General features: G+C 44.9%; 17 protein-coding genes. 10 read left to right on the forward strand and 7 right to left on the reverse strand.

Features of this window, described 5'->3' with window-relative positions:
• Positions 1–150 precede the first annotated feature (150 nt).
• Complete coding sequence (locus LRP50_RS18780) at positions 151–786, forward strand: LysE family translocator (protein WP_274165985.1); 636 nt, start codon at positions 151–153, stop codon at positions 784–786.
• Between the two features lie 212 nt (positions 787–998).
• Here the strand turns inward: LRP50_RS18780 and LRP50_RS18785 are convergent, their stop codons facing one another.
• The 6 genes from LRP50_RS18785 to LRP50_RS18810 form a co-directional block, all read right to left on the reverse strand.
• A complete protein-coding gene (locus LRP50_RS18785) occupies positions 999–1,661 on the reverse strand; it encodes a response regulator transcription factor (protein WP_274165986.1) in 663 nt (220 codons plus the stop codon).
• A 53-nt stretch (positions 1,662–1,714) separates the two neighbouring features.
• Positions 1,715–3,082 carry a cache domain-containing protein gene (locus LRP50_RS18790; protein ID WP_274165987.1) on the reverse strand — a complete coding sequence of 456 codons (1,368 nt, stop codon included), beginning with the start codon at positions 3,080–3,082 and terminating at the stop codon, positions 1,715–1,717.
• 218 nt (positions 3,083–3,300) lie between these two features.
• Complete coding sequence (locus LRP50_RS18795; protein WP_274165988.1) at positions 3,301–4,584, reverse strand: TRAP transporter large permease; 1,284 nt, start codon at positions 4,582–4,584, stop codon at positions 3,301–3,303.
• Positions 4,581–5,108 (reverse strand): TRAP transporter small permease subunit, encoded by a 528-nt coding sequence (locus tag LRP50_RS18800; RefSeq protein ID WP_017007125.1) that lies wholly within the window; start codon positions 5,106–5,108, stop codon positions 4,581–4,583. The genes LRP50_RS18795 and LRP50_RS18800 overlap by 4 nt, the downstream gene beginning before the upstream one ends.
• Before the next feature lie 58 nt (positions 5,109–5,166).
• The gene (locus LRP50_RS18805; RefSeq protein WP_274165989.1) at positions 5,167–6,261 is read right to left on the reverse strand and encodes a TRAP transporter substrate-binding protein; all 1,095 of its coding nucleotides are present in this window, start codon (positions 6,259–6,261) and stop codon (positions 5,167–5,169) included.
• Positions 6,262–6,535: 274 nt separating this feature from the next.
• The gene (locus LRP50_RS18810; protein ID WP_274165990.1) at positions 6,536–7,441 is read right to left on the reverse strand and encodes a LysR family transcriptional regulator; all 906 of its coding nucleotides are present in this window, start codon (positions 7,439–7,441) and stop codon (positions 6,536–6,538) included.
• Between the two features lie 114 nt (positions 7,442–7,555).
• On the opposite strand from LRP50_RS18810, the gene LRP50_RS18815 reads away from it, so the two are divergent.
• Entirely contained in the window at positions 7,556–8,107 is a 552-nt protein-coding gene (locus tag LRP50_RS18815) for a luciferase domain-containing protein (RefSeq protein WP_274165991.1), read from the forward strand.
• A 54-nt stretch (positions 8,108–8,161) separates the two neighbouring features.
• On the forward strand, positions 8,162–9,100 hold the full coding sequence (locus LRP50_RS18820; RefSeq protein ID WP_274165992.1) for a hypothetical protein: 939 nt from the start codon (positions 8,162–8,164) through the stop codon (positions 9,098–9,100).
• A gap of 175 nt (positions 9,101–9,275) precedes the next feature.
• Here the strand turns inward: LRP50_RS18820 and LRP50_RS18825 are convergent, their stop codons facing one another.
• On the reverse strand, positions 9,276–11,360 hold the full coding sequence (locus LRP50_RS18825) for a hypothetical protein (protein ID WP_274165993.1): 2,085 nt from the start codon (positions 11,358–11,360) through the stop codon (positions 9,276–9,278).
• Between the two features lie 761 nt (positions 11,361–12,121).
• Between LRP50_RS18825 and LRP50_RS18830 the strand changes: the two genes are divergently transcribed.
• The 7 genes from LRP50_RS18830 (at position 12,122) to LRP50_RS18860 (ending at position 17,132) form a co-directional block, all read left to right on the forward strand.
• Positions 12,122–12,508 carry a DUF2306 domain-containing protein gene (locus LRP50_RS18830; RefSeq protein ID WP_274165994.1) on the forward strand — a complete coding sequence of 129 codons (387 nt, stop codon included), beginning with the start codon at positions 12,122–12,124 and terminating at the stop codon, positions 12,506–12,508.
• A 328-nt stretch (positions 12,509–12,836) separates the two neighbouring features.
• On the forward strand, positions 12,837–13,289 hold the full coding sequence (locus LRP50_RS18835; protein WP_274165995.1) for a GNAT family N-acetyltransferase: 453 nt from the start codon (positions 12,837–12,839) through the stop codon (positions 13,287–13,289).
• A 156-nt stretch (positions 13,290–13,445) separates the two neighbouring features.
• Positions 13,446–13,778 (forward strand): DUF7716 domain-containing protein, encoded by a 333-nt coding sequence (locus LRP50_RS18840; RefSeq protein ID WP_274165996.1) that lies wholly within the window; start codon positions 13,446–13,448, stop codon positions 13,776–13,778.
• A gap of 84 nt (positions 13,779–13,862) precedes the next feature.
• Entirely contained in the window at positions 13,863–14,432 is a 570-nt protein-coding gene (locus LRP50_RS18845; RefSeq protein ID WP_274165997.1) for a GNAT family N-acetyltransferase, read from the forward strand.
• A 462-nt stretch (positions 14,433–14,894) separates the two neighbouring features.
• Positions 14,895–15,230, forward strand: a complete 336-nt coding sequence (locus tag LRP50_RS18850) for a hypothetical protein (RefSeq protein ID WP_274165998.1) — start codon at positions 14,895–14,897, stop codon at positions 15,228–15,230.
• Positions 15,231–15,378: 148 nt separating this feature from the next.
• Positions 15,379–15,966, forward strand: a complete 588-nt coding sequence (locus LRP50_RS18855; protein WP_274165999.1) for a hypothetical protein — start codon at positions 15,379–15,381, stop codon at positions 15,964–15,966.
• A gap of 692 nt (positions 15,967–16,658) precedes the next feature.
• Entirely contained in the window at positions 16,659–17,132 is a 474-nt protein-coding gene (locus LRP50_RS18860) for a DUF3617 domain-containing protein (protein WP_274166000.1), read from the forward strand.
• Positions 17,133–17,142 lie beyond the last annotated feature (10 nt).

Consider the following 17,142-nt stretch of genomic DNA (forward strand, 5'->3'; position numbering starts at 1 on the left):
TAGTATGTTTGAATTATGGCGCAGTTTTCATACGTGAGCTTTACCCTATTAGCCGTGCATGCTAAGAGAGTCGTTTGGTGAAATGTTGTATTTACGCTCATCGCAAGACAACACGTTGCCCACCCCAATCAGATGTTCAAGGAGAGAACAATGAGTGTCGATATTTTGGTGATGTACAGCATAGTGTCATTCTTCTACATCATTAGTCCCGGCCCTGCTGTAATTCTGGCTATGTATAATGGAGCAATGAATGGGACCCGTGCTGTCATGGCCTCTGCGTTTGGTAACATTATTGGGCTTTTGTTGCTGTCAACTTTGTCCATTAGTGGTTTGAGTGCGATCGTGCTGACATCAAGTACACTTTTTACTGTTCTAAAATTAGTTGGGGCGTGTTATTTGGTGTTCTTGGGTGTTAAACAACTTCGAAACAGTACGCCGCTTGCCCAACCAAATTTCGACAAATCTGAGCAAGAACATCGCGGAAATGCCTCATTTTTTAAAGAAGGGCTGATTGTTGCAGCGACCAACCCAAAACCTATTCTTTTCTTTGCCGCATTATTTCCTCAATTTCTCGATACTACGCAGTCTATCGCGCCGCAGTTCGTGGTAATGACGCTGATATTCATGGCTTTCTCATTCCTATCATTATCCACATATGGCTACATTGCCAACAAGGCCAAAGGCGTGATTTCAAACCCCAATGGTATACGTTGGTTTACGCGAATCAGTGGCGGCTTATTCATTGGAATGGGTGCAAGCTTAATGGCCGTTAAAAATCAAAGTTAATTGACCTAGGGTTTGTTTTTGTTGGGCGCCTTTCTTCTGTATATGCAAACGGAAGTCACTTTTGGACAAGAGTTACTTGATGGTTGGCATGGCAATAATCCGAAAGAAGCAAAATAGGTTTGATATCAAGATTGCAAAAAACAAGCTCCTGTTAGCTCATTTATTTATTCCCGTTATTTATCTCCATTACTGAGATTCACTACTTAGTCCCATCACTTATTCCCATCAATCAGCCCCGCTTGCACGGCATAGGTGATCATTTCGGCTGTCGAAGTAATGTCGAGTTTGTGTTTGATGTTTTGGCGGTGGGTTTCGACGGTTCTGACGCTGATGTCGAGTTCTTGGGCGATGTGTTTGCTGCTTTTCCCTTCGGTGACGAGTAGGAGTACGGTGATTTCCCGGCGGCTGAGGACAGACTTTGTGGTGGTTTTTACTGGGCTCTCTTCTGGGGCGTTGAACAGGGCTTTGCTGGCGGATTGGCAGAAGTAGCTTGCGCCGGAATGCACGGTTTCAATGGCTTTGACCATCTCTTCTGCCGAGACATCTTTTAGAATGTAGCCGGACGCACCGCATTGCATCACTTCCAGAATGTATTCGCGGTTGTCGTGCATGGTGAGCATGAGGATTTTGGTGTTGGGGTGTTCTTGCTTGAACAAGGCGGTGGCCTCTAGGCCATTGAGGATCGGCATAGTGATGTCCATGAGCACGACATCAGGGTCAAGCAGCTTGGCTTGTTCGAGGGCTTCAACGCCATTGCTGGCGGTGCCGACGACAGCAATGCCCGGTTCGCTTTCCAGCCTTGCGATAAAGCCTTCGATGACGACGCGGTGATCGTCAACCAGTAATACGCGAATGTCGTCCGTGCCTTGGCTCATGGCCTGTCTACTCCTGTAAGTCATTGAACGCCCAGATCCTGTAACGTTTCTTATTACACGTCTTTGGTGATTGCTGATAAGTCTAACAACACCATGATTTCAGTGCCGTTTGCGGTGCTAGAACTGATTTCCAGATCACCCCCAATGAACTCGATGCGCTCTCGCATGTTGCGTAAACCAATGCCGCATCCTTTGAGTGCGTCTGACACTTTAAAGCCGATGCCGTTGTCTCGAATAATGAGTTGTAGGCGCTCACCAAGCTGGGTGACTTCAAGCTCAACGAGGGAACTGCCACTGTGTTTTTCAACGTTCACCAAGGATTCTTGCACCACGCGATACAAGGTGGTGACCACATCCGGGGGTAGGGTTGCATCAATGGGGGCTAGGTGAGGTTCGACTTGAATATTGGTGGCAGACGCGAAGTCAGCGGCAAGGCTTTCTAACGCGGCGGTCAAACCGATGTCATCGAGCGTTGTCGGGCGAAGGGTACGAGACATTCTGCGTACTTCACCGATGGCCATGACTAACGAGCGTTCACTCTTTTGAAGATGGGTCAGTTCGCTTTCCTCGCTTCGATAGATCACGCTTTTGGCGAGTAATTCTAAATGGCATTTGGCGGACACCAATAGCTGATTAATGCCATCGTGCAGTTCTCGTGAGAGGTGCTTTTTCTCGTCTTCTTGCATCATGACAGTGCGGTAGGCGAGTTCTCTGAGTCGAGCATCGGCAATGCGGTGTTCGTGCAGGTTCACCGCCAACGCTATCACGATCATGATCACCACGGAGGTAATGAGTACCACAATGATGGCGAGATATGTCGTGTTGATGCTGGTTTGTACCGAGGTTTTCACCTCTTCAATTTGATGACCAATGTCTTCAATGTACAAGCCGGAACCGACCATCCATTTCCATTTCGGCAACCACACGGAATAGCTGAGCTTGGGCACGATTTCATCGGTAGACGGTTTGTGCCAAAGGTACTCATGAAAACCGCCACCTGCTTTGGCGGAGGCAATCAGGTTTTGGATCAGAAAATCTCCGTTTGAATCTTGAAGGCCAATGAGGTTTTGGCCTTCAAGCTCCGGCATGATGGGGTGAACAAGGTTGTAGCCGTTTTCATCGTAAACAAAGAAGTAGCCGTCATCGCTGTAACGCATCTCGCGCAAGATCTCTAGCACCTGCAGCTTGGCCTCCGCGTCATTCGCATCGGCGTTATCGTATATGTGCTTGATGCTTTGTGTCGCGAGGTTTACGTAATCTTTGATCGATTGCTCACGGGAGGAGAGCATGCTGGCGCGAAAGGTGGAAACTTCTTTCACTCCCAATGATTCCGCTTGCTGAATGGTGATCCAGCCAATCATGTAACTGATGACAATCAGCGGGATCACTGTCAGTAAAATGATTTTAAGTTTGAGTGTCATCCACTGCTCTCCCTGCGTGACCACCATGACTCTCCTCAGTGTAGAACCCTTTTTGTAGCGTTTGTGGCGACTTTCTACTGCGTTATCGGCTTCTCACGTAGGCCTGCTACACATCGAAGCCTCTGCCTTGTATAAAGCCGCCACAAACTGTTGCAAGAATTACCAATATTCGTCAAGCCATAGGCGATACTCGCGAAGGGTTTAGCTCGTCTCCAACATCAAAACCCATACAGTTCTGGCAAGAGCAAAATACTGGCAAGCACCGCCACTTGGATAAAGATAAAGGGCATGACACCGCGGTAAATGTCCCGCGTTGTTATCCCATCAGGGGCACAGCCTTTGAGGTAGAACAAGCTGAACCCGAACGGCGGCGTTAAGAAGGAAGACTGTAAGTTCATCGCAATCAAAATCGCAAACCACGTCATGTTGATGCCCATCAGTTCCGCAACAGGGGCAAGGATCGGCACAATGATGAAACAGATTTCAACGAAGTCGATAAAGAAGCCCAACAGCAAAATTACGAGCATGGTGATGATCAAAAATCCCCATTTTTCACCCGGCAGTGCCAGCATCCACTCTTCAACCAAATAGTCGCCGCCCGTGTAGGTGAACGCCATGGAAAAGGCGGTCGCACCCAGCAAAATACCGAACACCATGGCGGTGACTTTGACGGTTTCAAAGGCGCTGTCATACAGCAGTTTCCAAGAAAACTGGCGATAGATCAGTGACAGAAGGATCGCGCCAATGCCGCCCAAAGCAGCAGACTCTGTCGGCGTCGCAATGCCCGCGAAAATTGAGCCAAGCACCACGATGATCAGTGCCAGCGGCGGAATGACCGCTTTCAAGGCTTCGATGATTTCTTCTTTGCGTGATTGGCCTTCAATGGGCTCCATGGCTTGCGCGGCTTCAGGGTGGCGAAAGGCGAAATAGAGGATGTAGAGAATGTACGCCCCAACCAGCATTAAGCCTGGCCAAACGGCTGCTTGGAACAAATCGCCGACGGGAATGCCGAGCACATCGCCAAGCAGGATGAGCACGATAGACGGAGGAATGATCTGCCCCAAGGTGCCGGACGCACATATGGTGCCGCAGGCGAGGCCTTTGTCGTATTGGTACTTGAGCATAACAGGCAATGAAATTAAGCCCATTGCCACGACAGATGCACCCACCACGCCGGTTGATGCCGCGAGCAGGCTACCGACCAACACGGTCGAAATGGCGAGCCCACCGCGCACGCCACCAAACAAGCGCGCCATGGCTTCAAGCAATTGCTCCGCAAGGCGTGTTTTTTGTAGCACGAGGCCCATAAATACAAACAGCGGCACCGCCATGAGCACGGTGTTTTGCATGATGCTCATGATCCGAAACGGCATGAACGCGAAGATATCGAGACCTTCTGCCCATACACCGAACAGCAACGCAATGCCACCGAAGGTAAAGGCAACAGGAAAGCCGATCAGCAAGGTAAACAGGGCGACAACAAACATGATAATGCCAATCATTGGAGACTCCCTGATACGGCTGGGCGAAGAAGACGCGAGAGGGCGTTAAGGATTAACCCCAACCCGGTGACGGCGATAAAGAAGAAGGAAAGCGGGATCATGGCTTTGATGATCCAGCGATGCGGCAAACCACCGGGGTCGCCACTGCTTTCGCCAAGTTGTAAAGATTCATTGGCGAAGTCGATACCGAAATAAACGATGAGAACCGCAAACGGCATCAGGAAAAGGACACAACCGAGTAGGTCAACAAGTGCCTGCGTTTTTTCACTCCAGCGTTCATACAGCACATCAATGCGCACGTGTCCGCCTGCTTTCACGGCGTAAGGCACGCCCAATAAAAAGACGGCAGAAAACAAATGCCATTCCATTTCTTGCAGTGCGATAGACACGCTGTCGAAGGCGTAACGCATTACCACGTTGTAAAATACATTGAGCATCAATAAGAGAAATAAGGAACTGGCTATCCAACCGAGCGCGTCGGCGATGCGGTTTATGAGCCGTTCCAGAACTATCAGGCTTTGCATAAGACATCCTGTTCAAGCAAAACGAAAAAGGCGCCGAACAATTGCTCGGCGCAAAAGGCTACTCAGCGGTCTGCTGACTGTTGAGGTATGCCTTGTCTGAAATCGTGGTCCAGCGGCGGGCTTTCTTGAGGTATTCCGCTTGTGAATCGAGAATTTTCTTGGCTTGTGCGTCGTTCGCTGCATGTTCAGCGAGCAAGGCATCGTTGGCGGTTTTCATCGCAGTAAGCACAGATTCTGGGAACTGCTTCACTTGGATATCTGGGTACTCATTCAACATGGTTTCCCACGCTTCTGCACTGGCATGGGCGTTTTGGATATACATGTCGTAAGAGGCAGTGCGCATGGCAACGCGCAAGATTTCTTGCAGATCTTCTGGCAGTCTGTCCCAGCTACGTTTGTTGAACAGGAACTGCAATTCCGTTGCTGGTTCGTGCCAACCTGTGTAGTAAAGGGGGGCAACTTTGTGGAAACCCATGCGCAAATCAAGGCCAGGGCCAACCCACTCAAGAGCATCAATCGTGCGGCGTTCTAGCGCTGTGTAGAGCTCGCCCGGCGCAATGTTGGTTGGGCTTGCGCCTAGCTTGGCAAGCACTTCGCCCGCAAAGCCGGGAATGCGCATTTTCAAGCCATTCAGATCGTCAACGCTGTTGATTTCTTTTTGAAACCAACCGCCCATTTGCACGCCAGTATTACCGCCTGGGAATGACAGTAAGTTGTGCGGGGAATACACCTCTTCCATCAGTGCCATGCCGCCGCCGTGGTAGAACCATGCGTATTGTTCAGAGGCGACCATGCCGAATGGCATTGTGGTGAAATACAAGGTGTTCGGGACTTTGCCTTTCCAGTAGTAAGAGGCGGAATGCCCCATGTCGTACTGACCCGCTTTTACCATGTCAAACACACCAAACGGTGCTTTGTGTTTGTTTGATGAGTCGATACGAATTTGAAGACGACCGTTCGACATTTTCTCTGCCATTGCCGCCATGTTCTTGGTGGCATCACCGAAAATGGGGAAGTTTGGCCCCCAGGTTTCCGCGAGCTTTAAGCGGTAAACCTTGTCGGCAGCATAAGAAGAAAAACTTGCCGTGGTAAGCAGTGTGACCGTGCCGAGCAAGAGCAGCACTTTTTTCGCGGTTGAGGTAACAGTGACCATGATTTACATCCTTTTGATCGTTGTGTTCGACCCCAAGAATGCGAAACATCTTGTTAACAAAATAGCCGTGTTATTTCGCACGTAGCACGAAAAAAGAGAGGGTGCGGGTGGCGCAAAATCTCCGTATTTCTACGTAATGGTTTTGATTTTTACACAGTAAGTGATTGATTGTTTCTTTCGAAGCCTCATTTTCACCCAGTAAGAATTACGTAGTTTCTGTAGCGTGAAAATCCCGTTATTTTAATGGTTTATGTGATCTAGCTTTAACAGGCGATTAACGCGGTATTGCAACGGAATAGTACTGTTCTTTCTCAGCCAAAAAGCGAGCGAGCAATAACGTGAGGTTTGCTCTGCGTGATTTATCGGGCCACACAGCGTAACAGCCCAAAGGAGCCAGTGACCACTCAGGCAGCAGATGGATAAGTTTTCCTGACTTCACGCCTTCTTCTGCAAGGTGCCACGGCAAGACACTGACACCAATATTTTGCTGCACAAAATGAAGCAGGGCATTAATACTGTCGACTTGTAGGCGATAGTTGTTAAAGGGAATGACACGTTTTTCGTCATTCGCGGTGAATTCAATGTTCTCATTTCGCTGCTTGTAACTGATCCAATCCCACGACTGAACATCGTCGAGCGTAATGGGGCTTGGACGCGAAGCCACGTAGTCCGCGCCTGCCACCAATACCCTTCGATATTCCCCCAGTTTTCGCGCCACCATGGAACTATCGTCTAACCAGCCCATACGAATATTCAGATCAAAGCCACTTTCTAATAGCCCAACCGGATGATCGGTATATGAAATGGACAAAGAGACTCGCGGATATTCGCGCATGAATTCCACAAGGATCGTAGAGAGGCGGGAGGAGGCCATGTAGGCAGGTAAGGAGAGGCTTAAGGTGCCGACCGGTTCGACAGATAAGGCATTCAATTCATCCAAACCCATTTCAGCGTTGCGTAGCATTTCGACAACACGCGGATAAAACATTCGCCCTTCATTACTTAGCGCGAGTTTACGCGTGGTGCGATAGAGCAAGGTGATACCCAAATGGTCCTCAAGATCAGATACAGCTTGGCTAACTCGAGAAGGCGCCAAGTTCAGATCTTTTGCTGCAGCGCGGAAAGAACCTTCGTCCACAACGCGTGCAAATATCGCCATATGTTTTAGGTAATCAATCATTGTTCTGTTATCCGGAATTATGACTTCTAATTACTCAGGATAACAGAACCAATGGGATTGCTGTAGTTTTGTCCTTAGCCGAGTTGGCGAGACTCAATGTGGAAGGAAGACACCATGACATTAACGCGCACACCGCTGCTTATCGCTGCATTTTTTTTCTCGAGCATTGCTACACAGGCAACACTCGCGACTGAATTTGAGCCATTGCCAATAAGAACAAGCCCTGTTCCAGCCACCACAGACGGCGTACCGCATGTTCAATTGGGCGGGGAATCTAACCCTGCTCACTTGCGAGATCTCATGGCTCGCGTGTCACGCATTCCTGGTGTGGATATCCGAGAAACCGTGATTTCAATGTCAGGGACAAAGGGGTTCTGGATTGAAGAAGATGTATCGCTGACAAACCCACAATCCATTGTGGGTGGTCGCGAATTCGCCCACATGCACCCAGATGGCAGTTTGCATGCCTCTTTATCACCCGCGCTAGCCGTTAAAGCAGTAAAAGCAGGATGGGCTACTCCTCATCCTTGGGCGAACAAGAGATTGGGCTGGGAAGTATTTGTGATGATCTATACCCCCACCTCAGACACTGAAGTGGACACCGTTTACCAGCTGGTACTAGCCTCCTTTGACTTCGTGACTGGGCAGCAGCTGTCCTCCCTTTAATGGGCGCTTATCTCTCGTAATGTCATTTTTAGATTATGTAACTGGAGTCATTTCATGGACACGAAAACAGAAAACAGCACGAATAACGTATTGACCAACACATTTCGTAATCCGCGTATCGCCCTTGCGGGTGCGTTATGTTTAGGCCTATCCGCCTGCTACACAAATCTAGCCCCCTTGACTAATTCAGACGTCGACTTCTCGAACTGTCGTGAAATTGCAGGTGGTATTGTGGCAGCAAAAGCCGACTTGCAAGCACAAGTGCCAGAAGGGGTGGCGGTGAACAGCCTGACAGACATGGGTTTTGTGTTCGACGGTTCGGATGATGTCGGTATGTTGATTGTGCGTTCGCTCGCGTGTGAAGCTATTCAAGTGACTGATGCAAAAGACACGGTGAGCACAGATGACAACGTTGCGTTTGTACACGTTGGTACACCTATCAATGTCGCGAACTTGCCAGCAACCACCTATTCCAATGACAGTGTAAATGGCGCAGATTTCAACATCTACACGCTTAGCTATCAAACATCATCACCCGCTTACTTCGGTGCTATGAAACGTGCGGGTTTACAAAATATTGCCTTGAATGAAGGCATTGTTAATGTGCTCACGGATAATGACCCCAATACATGCAGTACAGCAAACCTGAAGGTTCACGTTCCGGGTGATAGTGATTACGCCTTAGGCATTACTGGCGATGTTGTGGAAGCAACAGCAGAGTGTCATGTCGGTGGCGCTGACTTCATTGCCAATTGGTGGTCTGTTGATGGCAGTAATCGCGCAACGGCTTTGAGTAATGAAGTGATTGATCAAACCTTTACAGACACCGCAGGGCCAGATGTGTTTGTAGTGACGAATGAAGGTACCACGATTAACAAACTCATCGGCTCAGATCGCAGTGCCTTTACAGGCTTTTCTGGTAGCGGTTACCTGCCATCTGAGGGGCTAGGTAACATAGATATGGTGGCTGAAACCCTTGGGGCACTGAACTGATATCTCGGTACTTTGTATGCGCAGATTGAGTTTGCTGCTCAGGCATTTTTCAACCTCGATGACATAATGACGAAGCTGCCGCTGAACCTATCGTCCAGCGGCAGTTCGCTTACTTGGTTTGTTGATTTAGAAAGAACCAACTCACTCCTATACAGGAAAGTTGTCGAGTTGACATTTAGTCCTCTTTTACGGCAAATACAAAACCCAAACCATGATAGGCATCAGGTGTTCCATCATCTTCAATCGCTTTCAGTGATAACAGCATTCTCGACCCATCGGCAGAGACAAATCCATCCAATGTGACCTCTAATGACCCATCGTCTTCCTCGAGGGTTACACTACTATCTGGGTTAACGTTCGCAGTCATTTGAATAGTTTCTTGTTCCTCTTCGGGAGGAAGCACTTGTCCTAATGCTGCGTGGCGTGTGATACCGAGCGTTTGCCCAATCAGCGTTGCTTGTGTTCCTGATTCACTAAACGTCAGTGTGCCGGGATGAGAGAATGTTAGTACATCTGTACCGCCATTTTCTGTAAACCCAAGTTCCATGGGGTACAGTTTGTATTTTACGCCAGCAACAGACGGTGGGGTATCACCAAGTCCAATACCCATAGAGAGCCACTGGATATATTCTACAACCTGAGGGGGGTCTTCTGGCTGTGGCGAAGCTACCTCGGTTCTTTCTACGAGAGATGCTACTAGCAAATCACCGGACCCCGACACAAATCCATTTATCGTTATGTTGTCATCGCCTTCGTCAATTGAAAGCGTTAATTGCCCATTGTCGCTCACGCCATATGTACCTGAAACATCATCTCCTGAGAGCGTGTCAGAAAATGCAACCGAAGTTGGCGTTCTCACAATTTCCGCCAGTTTTTCAGAGCCTTCAAGTGTCGAGAACGCGTCTGTGCCGTCAAAAGATAGAATGCTTGATTCCGTTGCGACTTCTGTTTTTGCATTATTTGAATCTAGTAATAGCTCAAATTCGACAAGGCCGATATTGCCATCCAATATGCTATTGGACATTCCATTCCCGTTTTTAACAAACAAATCAAACGTCAAACTAGGTTCATCCCCAACTTTTTGGTTTGGGTCAACGGCATCAAACTTACCGTCGTTATCAGTGTCCACAGTGAGAAAACGTAAACCAACCTCTTGATTAATGCCCACTTTCACATCATCGCTACCACCGGGGGCAAGTATGAATGTGGACGGCAATGTGCGAAACCCAAATTCAGGGCCATCACCATTGTCGTAGCTCAAATGTTCGTCAAGGCTTAGCCTTTCAATCAATGTTCCATCGGATGTGACTTCCACATCAACAACCTCTGGTGCCTCAGGCGTGCTCGTAAACTCAGTTGCAGTAAACAACCATGAATCGATTGCTTCGCCACTTTGATAAAAACCCAAAATACCATTGTTGTATTCATAGGATGCAAGCGTAATGGAAAGGTTGTCAGAGCTGTTAGATTCAATATCCAATACTCCTATCTCCATCGACGTATAGAAGGAGCTAGACGTTCCATCATCGTGATCGTGAAGTGCCATTTCAAAAATACCATTGCGCCATGAGCCTTCAAAAATAGCGGCATCGCCTGGTGTAGTTGCTAACACAGCAACCTCTTGTTTCATTCTAAAACCAGCAACAGCATCAAGCGCCGCCAAGGTCTCGGTTAAATCGGTGCCCGCAGTTAAATCTAATTCATCGATCACTCCACGGAGCGTAACAATATGATTAGCCGCGAGATCCGCCATGACCAAGTCTGAATCAACTAAATTCTGATAAATATAGTGGCTGCCCGGATCAATATTGACCTTTTGGTCAAGGGCTATCGCATTCATATTTGTATTTGCACCACGAATTCTAACCACCAGATTCCCTGCGAGGCTAACCCCTGAAGGCAAAGTTATGTTGTATTCGCCAGTGATACTGGTGGGAGCTGACGCAATGACCTCTCCAACTTGATTCCCATCATCATCAATGCGAATCAATTCAACGGTCGCATTCGAGACAGGCTCAAGCCCAATAATGGCGGCATACGCTGGGGGGAAAAACAGTTGAAACAACGTGGGTTGGCTAAAGTTCACAACCACACCACTCGGCGCTGTTACCGTCCCTGATACAGAACTTGTTGGCGTCGGCGATGGCGATGATGGCGATGAAGCGGTTGTAGAGTTGTTATCAGAACATGCAACCAAACCGAGTAATACTGTAGGTAGTAGCAAGTGGAATTGTAATTTAGATAATCTCATACTGCGCATTGAATTCATCCTTGGCTGTTATAACATTGATTTATAACTATTGAGTGTTATCTCGATACGTTATAAATGCGTGAGGATAATTTAATAGATTAATTTAAGCACAAATTAAAATTAATTCTTGTATGCGTGTGTAGTAAATTTGATGGGTATTAAATTCAAGACAAGCTTTGAGGTGTGTATTAAATTCTAGATACACATAAATGTATTGTTATAAGCAATAATATCATGTGTTTGCCGTTATTTTATTGCTGAAAAAAGTGGAGGATTTTTAATTTATTTTCTGGCTTTGTGTGGTGGGTGATATCTGGTAGTAGTGGTATGTGTTTCTAATTAATATTGTGGGGTGATTTTAAGGGAAGTAATTATAAATCATAACCATGTGACGCTAAATTGGCGATGTTAAAAAGGCTATCGGTTGTTCATTTAACCATTAAATATATTGAGTGTGAGTTATTAGTAGTAGGGGTGTCTTCTTGGTGAGAATAAATAAATGTGTTTTTATGAAATCAAGCGCAATGCAATGAGAGGTGGTTGTGGGCTGAATACTTAGGCGCCTTTTGATGAGATTTTGAAGAAGATGACAATCTCGGTTTCATCAATCCGTGCCAATTATCACACAATTATTGATATCACTTTGGATATCAATCGAAAAAACAAGTCATGTAACTCGGTGATTGTGACACGTTTGATATGGTGATCAACTTGATATCGAGTGTTGGAATAACCCATCTCATCGAGTATGTGAGGGAACGGACTAAAATATGGACAACATGGTGTTGATTTACTTTCACTTGGCTACCGCTGTTGCATCATTTTGTATCGGTACGTATTTGTTGGTGAGAAGAAAGGGGAGCCCTGCCCACAGGCAATTGGGTAAGGTTTATATGTTGTTAATGATGGTCACAGCCGTGTCTACTTTGTTCATTCCCGCGCAAGTCGGTCCGCAAGTATTCTATCACTTTGGCTATATTCACATTCTCAGCGTTGTTACCTTGTATACGGTACCGGAAGCAATCTTCGCCATAAGAAAAGGCGATATAAAGAAACACCGTAATGCCATGGTGATTCTTTACGTGATGGCTTTGTTGGTTGCAGGCGCGTTTGCGTTTATGCCGGGTCGGCTATTGCATACGTGGTTTTTTGTTTAGGCAATTGGGAAGGGAGAGCTTGGTCGTTGTTGAGGTAACTCGTTTAAGCGAAACCTTAGCTGACGCTCAATAGCGAACCTACAGAGGGGCTCAACACTGGATTAATACTCAGGACTGACGGAGACGGTGCTTAATCTTCAATTACACCGACTTGTCTTTATTTAACAAGGTAACTTTTGGAACTCGGATCTTAGTTATATAAAACAGAATGTTACGTTAGGTGGTACAATGGCAGTTTGTTGTTGTGGGACTAAATGGCGTGTTTAAACACACTATTTTTGGGTCTAATACACTGTTAGCATTAAAAAAAGGAAACCTTCTACCCAATATGAATCTAGAACAAATCACGAAACAAAATATATATAAAGTCATCAAGTTAAGCCTAAGTGAACAACAACAAAAATTCGTTTCTACGAATGCATTTTCAATGGCGGAATCGGCTGTAAACCCAGACTATCAACCTAGGGCAGCAGTGATGGAAGGTGAAGTGGTTGGATTCGCAATGTATACCGAGTGGGTCAATGCGGTGTGGATGAAAGAGCAAAAACCTAGTGAGTATTATATACCAAGGGTAATGATAGATAAGTCGTATCAGGGTAAAGGCTATGGACGATCACTAATGGAATTGCTCTTAGATGAAATAAAAGAGAAAAACCCTAGAGCTATTCATATCGTCTATTGCGCAAAAAACACTGCTGCAAAGAATCTATACGATAGTTTAGGATTCGTTGAGTATGGTAAAGATGACTGCGGTGACATACTGGCGAAAATCCAACTTTGACGTGATCGGCGTCATGCTAACAAGGTCTTAAAAGTGGACAAAAAACGCTCGGCAATTTTTGTTAAAAGAATTTATGGCGTTTAAGGTGGCACTTTTGCATGAAGTTAGCGTTTTTCGCCCCTTAAAACGACGTTATATGCTTCAAGTGAAAATGTCATGAGAGAAAAAGTTAGTGTCAACGAGTTGTTAGGTAACGTTGAAAGTCTCGACTGGGAGCTAGAGCTCTACTTTAGATCTGATCAGCCATTAGATGAAAATTCTAGCTTCCTTGTTATAAACGACGAAGACGAAGAGTTACGTGATGCTAATGATGAGCCACTTTACCCTAAAGAAAGAGGTTTTAATCATTTTCTAAGTGTCGCTAATGCTCAGGATGTTATGAGCAATATAATCCGACAAAACCAAGAGGTTTCATCAAAGCGCTTCATTGAGGCGTTGGTCTATTTCTTTGAGCATGATGCATTCATCTGCTATCGAAAGAAGAAATAGGTGGCTTGTTGAAGTCGCACATAGCAAAGCCATAAAACATCGCGCCATTCGGGCGCTGGACTAGCAAAAACGCGCTCGCCGTTTATGGCAGCGTTAGTTGTCATTGGAGGTTACCAATATATGCAATATAGAGTTGCCAACATTAATGACTTAGAAAGTTTAGCTAAGTTACACGCTGAAAGTTGGCGTGAGTCATATCGAGGGATCTTTCCTGATGATTTCATTGATAATGATGTTTGGGAAGAACGTAAAATCTCTTGGGCTAAGCGTCTAGCATCTCCCAAAAGTAATCAATACGTTTTGCTTGCCATCGAGAAAGATGAAGTCTGCGGTTTTATTTGTGCTTTTGGCAATGAAAGTTCTAAATGGGGAACATTTATTGATAACCTTCATGTGGCAAAGTCGAATAAAGGCAAAGGCGTTGGTAAACAATTATTGCACTTAACAGCAAAGTGGGCAGATGAAGCATTCGAAAATAAAGGTGTTTATCTTGAGGTTTTAGAAGATAACTCGGCTGCGCGTGGCTTCTATCATCGTTTAGGTGCCAAACACCAAGAAACAAATTTATGGCAACCACCAGGCGGTAATGAAACGGTGAATGATCTGCTTTACGTATGGGAAAGTAACCTTCCATTATTGCGCATAAACAATTAACAAAAAAAACGTGGACGTTTACTCGTGGTGCACTTTTTCATAGAAACACTGTGATTCAGGCTTTTCAATCACTTTTGGCTAGTAAATGTCCTTTATTGTGACGTTATACGCTGTAATTGTACTTACATGTAAGCAGCGACTTTGAGCGCCAAACCACTGCTGTTTTTTCAAAAAAAAGCGGTTTGGTTTTGGATCGCCGCTCACCATTGAAAGTGTTGCAAACAAGCCATCAATGGCCCCGAAAGACCAAGTGTCCCAAGGGCTGCTTGCAAAGGCAAAAGGCGAGGTTCGGCAATTCAAACAGATTGGATAGTAGCTTTATAACAAAGGTTTTGAAGGCGGACGCAAAACATCTCCGCAAATTTTGTTATATCAACGTATGGCGTTTACGGTGGTTTTATTGCGTGAAGCTAATGTTTTTCGCCTCTTAAAACGACGTTAGGGCGTTTAGGGAGATTAAGAATGAAATATAGAGTTTTCTTCTGTGACTACTGTGAAGATAAAATTCTAGAATCAAAAGATGCTAGAAAATCTAGCTTAGAAGAAATACTACACAGCATGGATTGTGTATTACACATGCCAAGAAACTTTTTTGGAATCATTGACGAAGAAAATAATACGCTTCAGTTTATGGTTAATGAAGATAAAACGATCCTTCTGGATATACCAATAGAAAGTAAAGGCGGCTCTTATCTTGGCGTATATAGGCTAGAGGATTGCATGTTAATTGTAAAAGAGGCTGGAGAAATTCCGTATTTGATTGAGAGGTTCAGCCTGGAGTTTCAATCATGGGGGTGATGGCATCGTCAAGTCACAGCCCTATTGAGGCGCTACAAGCGACTGCCAAAACTGTCCCTCGTTTTGCGTACCGCAAAACCAGCGCCATTTTTGTCAGCGGCTGAGCGCGGCGTTATATGGCAAGATGGATTCAAGCGAGGCTTCAAGGATGGAAGTGATTTACTCACCAGCTCAAACCTTCAATTTTTTTCACGAGCTATATGACATAATTAGCGGGAGAGTCCTGATTATTCTTGCTTTCTATATATTCTTGAATTTTTTTTACGGTAGATATTTAGAAGGAAAGGTAAATAAGGGGCATTTTCAGTTGCCAACCATTTTTGTTTTTGCTGTTGCTATGTTCATTCCAATTCCTAATGAATTTCAAATCCGAAAATACGAATATGTAAACTATAAGGATTTGGACAATTATGAAAGCGTTATACATATTTCCGGACTGGTTCAAGGACATCACTATGTTGATGAAATATGGGAAGGTAATATATTTGAAAAAGATAAGCCCGGCCAACTTTGGCGTATTCATTATCTGAATATTGGTGATGAAGTTTTAATCTTCATAGATTTAAATTGGAAGGTGAATCAGAATTTTTACAAACCAAGGTGTTATCGAGGGAGTTTTGATAAGTTATTCGCTCCTTTGGTCGGATTAAATGTCATGCTTGGTTATTATAAAACTGAAGTTACAAGTCACTTACATGAAAAAGAAAATTGTCTAGTTGATATCCATAGAGTATGAATGTTGACAGTAGATACTACTGTGACAAGCATATAACAAGCGAATGAAAATGGGACGTTTACTCGTGGCGCATATTTTCATAGAAACGCTGTTATTCAGGTGCTTCAATCAGTTTGGAATAGTAAACGCCCGTTATTCGAACTCTGCGAGTGCAGTTTTTTTGTTCAGTTCAGCGATTGAATCATTAGATTTTTGGTGTGAAAGTAGGGCGTTTCACTTTTTCTTTGTTCCCTTTTGGTGTCCGTTTATCAGATTCGGCATTGAACTAATATTGCCCCAGATTCATGCGTTTCAGAAACTAATTGACGCTTCAACTTTTCTTTGGTTATTCCTCATTTTAGCCTGCATCTGTGTTTTCCTCTCAGTATTTTTAATCCCAATTGTGGCAATGATATTTTGTTTATCAGTTCCAAGCTGGCTGAAACCAAGTGTTACAAATGGCGCAAGATAAAGGGATTGTTTCGTTTCGCATTTATTGCCGTTAAAATGATATTTTTCTCGCTTAATTGAGTTAGCCTAATTAAACTCAGTTTACAGAAGATATCGGTAAATCAGTTTTTTAGCAAGTTTCTCAGAGCGAAAGCAAGGCTCGTATAACAAAGCAATTAGAGTATGATTGGTTTTTTAAGTCAGTCTTTCGCACGTGTTATTTCAGGGTTAGGCGCTAAAAATTTAATATCAAGGAATCAATAATGACCAGTTTAATGAATATAAGTGTTTTTACTGCTCTCATCTTGGCGTCAAGTCATCTTCGTGCTGATAGTTATGACTTCAAACCAGGCTTATGGGAAAATTCATCTACAATCGAAATAATAGAAATAGACGCACCTCCTGAAGCTGAAACAATGATGAGGAGTACGTTTGAAAGGGGAATGGAGACAGAAACAGTATGTTATAAAAGCTTAGATTATTTATTGGAACTTGATGCAGATCAAGAATTTGTATGTAAAAAAGAAATAAAACGTATTAGTGCCAACAAGATGGAATTAGAAGAGTCATGTACTGGAACAGATATGAAATCTAAAACGGTTGGTGAAGTGAATTTAAATGGGAAAACCTTAACCTCAACCTCAATATCTGAATTTGAAACGCCATTCCATGACGGACCAATTAAAATTAAATTGAAAGTGGTTTCGAGTGGGAAATATATTGGAGCTTGCAATTAATCGCCTAACA

This window comes from Enterovibrio gelatinilyticus (genome assembly GCF_028683095.1).
In the GTDB taxonomy this organism is placed as follows: domain Bacteria; phylum Pseudomonadota; class Gammaproteobacteria; order Enterobacterales; family Vibrionaceae; genus Enterovibrio; species Enterovibrio gelatinilyticus.

Coding starts and splice junctions, on each gene's coding strand:
- LRP50_RS18780 (WP_274165985.1), top strand. CDS start 151: ATGAGTGTCGATATTTTGGTGATGTACAGCATAGTGTCATTCTTCTAC.
- LRP50_RS18785 (WP_274165986.1), bottom strand. CDS start 1,661: ATGAGCCAAGGCACGGACGACATTCGCGTATTACTGGTTGACGATCAC.
- LRP50_RS18790 (WP_274165987.1), bottom strand. CDS start 3,082: ATGACACTCAAACTTAAAATCATTTTACTGACAGTGATCCCGCTGATT.
- LRP50_RS18795 (WP_274165988.1), bottom strand. CDS start 4,584: ATGATTGGCATTATCATGTTTGTTGTCGCCCTGTTTACCTTGCTGATC.
- LRP50_RS18800 (WP_017007125.1), bottom strand. CDS start 5,108: ATGCAAAGCCTGATAGTTCTGGAACGGCTCATAAACCGCATCGCCGAC.
- LRP50_RS18805 (WP_274165989.1), bottom strand. CDS start 6,261: ATGGTCACTGTTACCTCAACCGCGAAAAAAGTGCTGCTCTTGCTCGGC.
- LRP50_RS18810 (WP_274165990.1), bottom strand. CDS start 7,441: ATGATTGATTACCTAAAACATATGGCGATATTTGCACGCGTTGTGGAC.
- LRP50_RS18815 (WP_274165991.1), top strand. CDS start 7,556: ATGACATTAACGCGCACACCGCTGCTTATCGCTGCATTTTTTTTCTCG.
- LRP50_RS18820 (WP_274165992.1), top strand. CDS start 8,162: ATGGACACGAAAACAGAAAACAGCACGAATAACGTATTGACCAACACA.
- LRP50_RS18825 (WP_274165993.1), bottom strand. CDS start 11,360: ATGCGCAGTATGAGATTATCTAAATTACAATTCCACTTGCTACTACCT.
- LRP50_RS18830 (WP_274165994.1), top strand. CDS start 12,122: ATGGACAACATGGTGTTGATTTACTTTCACTTGGCTACCGCTGTTGCA.
- LRP50_RS18835 (WP_274165995.1), top strand. CDS start 12,837: ATGAATCTAGAACAAATCACGAAACAAAATATATATAAAGTCATCAAG.
- LRP50_RS18840 (WP_274165996.1), top strand. CDS start 13,446: ATGAGAGAAAAAGTTAGTGTCAACGAGTTGTTAGGTAACGTTGAAAGT.
- LRP50_RS18845 (WP_274165997.1), top strand. CDS start 13,863: ATGGCAGCGTTAGTTGTCATTGGAGGTTACCAATATATGCAATATAGA.
- LRP50_RS18850 (WP_274165998.1), top strand. CDS start 14,895: ATGAAATATAGAGTTTTCTTCTGTGACTACTGTGAAGATAAAATTCTA.
- LRP50_RS18855 (WP_274165999.1), top strand. CDS start 15,379: ATGGAAGTGATTTACTCACCAGCTCAAACCTTCAATTTTTTTCACGAG.
- LRP50_RS18860 (WP_274166000.1), top strand. CDS start 16,659: ATGACCAGTTTAATGAATATAAGTGTTTTTACTGCTCTCATCTTGGCG.